Annotated in this window: 1 protein-coding gene; it reads right to left on the bottom strand. The window is 62.0% G+C overall.

Features of this window, described 5'->3' with window-relative positions; genetic code table 11:
• On the bottom strand, positions 1-1,458 hold a 1,458-nt coding region (locus OC610_RS27345; RefSeq protein WP_264432555.1), incomplete at both ends, for a phospholipase.

Below are 1,458 nucleotides of genomic sequence, written 5' to 3'. Positions count from 1 at the left end.
CCACAACCGCCGCCGCAACGCCTGGGTCACGCTCATCCACTCATGGGCAATGTTCAGCTCGCTGTCCACCTGCATGCTGCGGGTGTTGATGTTGGCCGAGCCATGGGTGGTGAACACGTCGTTGATGATCATCAGCTTGGAGTGGATGTACACCGGCATCCAGGGTTTGCCCGGTGAATCGGGGGCGACCAGGGAGCATATGTGCACCTTCAAGCCGGGTATTTCCTCGGGCACAACGGTGCTGTCGAGGATCTCTTGTTTTTTGCGTTCGAGATCGGCCTTCCATTGGGCCTGTTCCTGTTGGCCAAGACGGTCGTTCGGGTCGGCGCGGGGCATGGGCGGGAATTCCTTTTCCATTTTTTGAATGCGCCGCAGCTTGGTAACGCCGGGGATGGTGTTGGCGCGCCCGAGGCTTTCAAGCATGCGTTGGGTGTTCACGGTGCCGGCGCCGATGCCATCGTCGGTGGCGTTGGTGATCACGAACAGGTGCAACGCGCCGTGCAGGCCGGGATCGCGCCCGCCCTGGGTCTGGGTGGCGGCGACCGACTTGATGAACTCGGCCAGCGGTGGCCAGCGGAAATACTGGTTTTCGATGTAGATGAACTGCGTCGCGTTGTTGACGGCTTGCATGTAGAGCCGCTCGATGTCGCGCTTGCCCGCCTGGGGTTGGGTGCGCAGGATCTGCGCCATTTGCGGCATGCCGTGGGTGCGCAGTTGCGGCCCGACCTTCATGGATTGGCGCGAGGCGAGCAGGTCTTCGCCGGTTTCCTTGCGCCAGGCAGCGGCGAAGTTGTGGTGCAGGTGTTCCAGGATCGGCCCGCTGAGCTGGCAGGAAATGTCCTGGCGCGGCGTATCGCCGCGTGGGCCGCGGTTGGGGGCGGGTTTGCTGTCCTGGCTTCGGTTCAGTGCCGAATGTTTGTCCGTGTCCCAGTACTCGTCGAGCATGTTGTGGCCCATGATGAAACCGACCGCGCGGTCCGGTAACTCATAGTCGACCAGCACGCTTTTCTGGTGGTGGGTGGCCGTCCATCTCAGCGTTTGGCGCATCTTGGTGCTGATTTCGCTGTCGAGGCTCGCGTATTTCACCCAATGGGCGATCTCACCCCTTTCATCGAGGTTGAATCCGCGACTGACAAACACCGGCAGTCCGCTGGCGGTGCGTTGCGCGGCCTTGTCGTCGGCGACCGCGCACGTCGCAAACCATTGGCGATCGAAGGCGTATTGTTCTTCGGTGGTGCGTTGCATCACCCGGTCCATGAGGCGGATCGAGCCCTTGCCGGGCAAATTGGCCTCACCGCCAAAGCCGGCGGTATTGAACGGCATTTCCCAGCCCAGCAACCGTACCTCGACGCCTTCCCGGGCCTTGGCCATGAGCAGTTCGCCAATGCTCGGCGCCATGCCGTCGCGGATGAAATACATCGACGGCTGGAAGCCCCAGCAGATGATGTCGATGCTCTT

The sequence above is a fragment of the Pseudomonas agronomica genome (assembly GCF_025917275.1).
GTDB lineage: Bacteria > Pseudomonadota > Gammaproteobacteria > Pseudomonadales > Pseudomonadaceae > Aquipseudomonas > Aquipseudomonas agronomica.
This window is presented reverse-complemented; position numbering and strand designations above follow the sequence as displayed.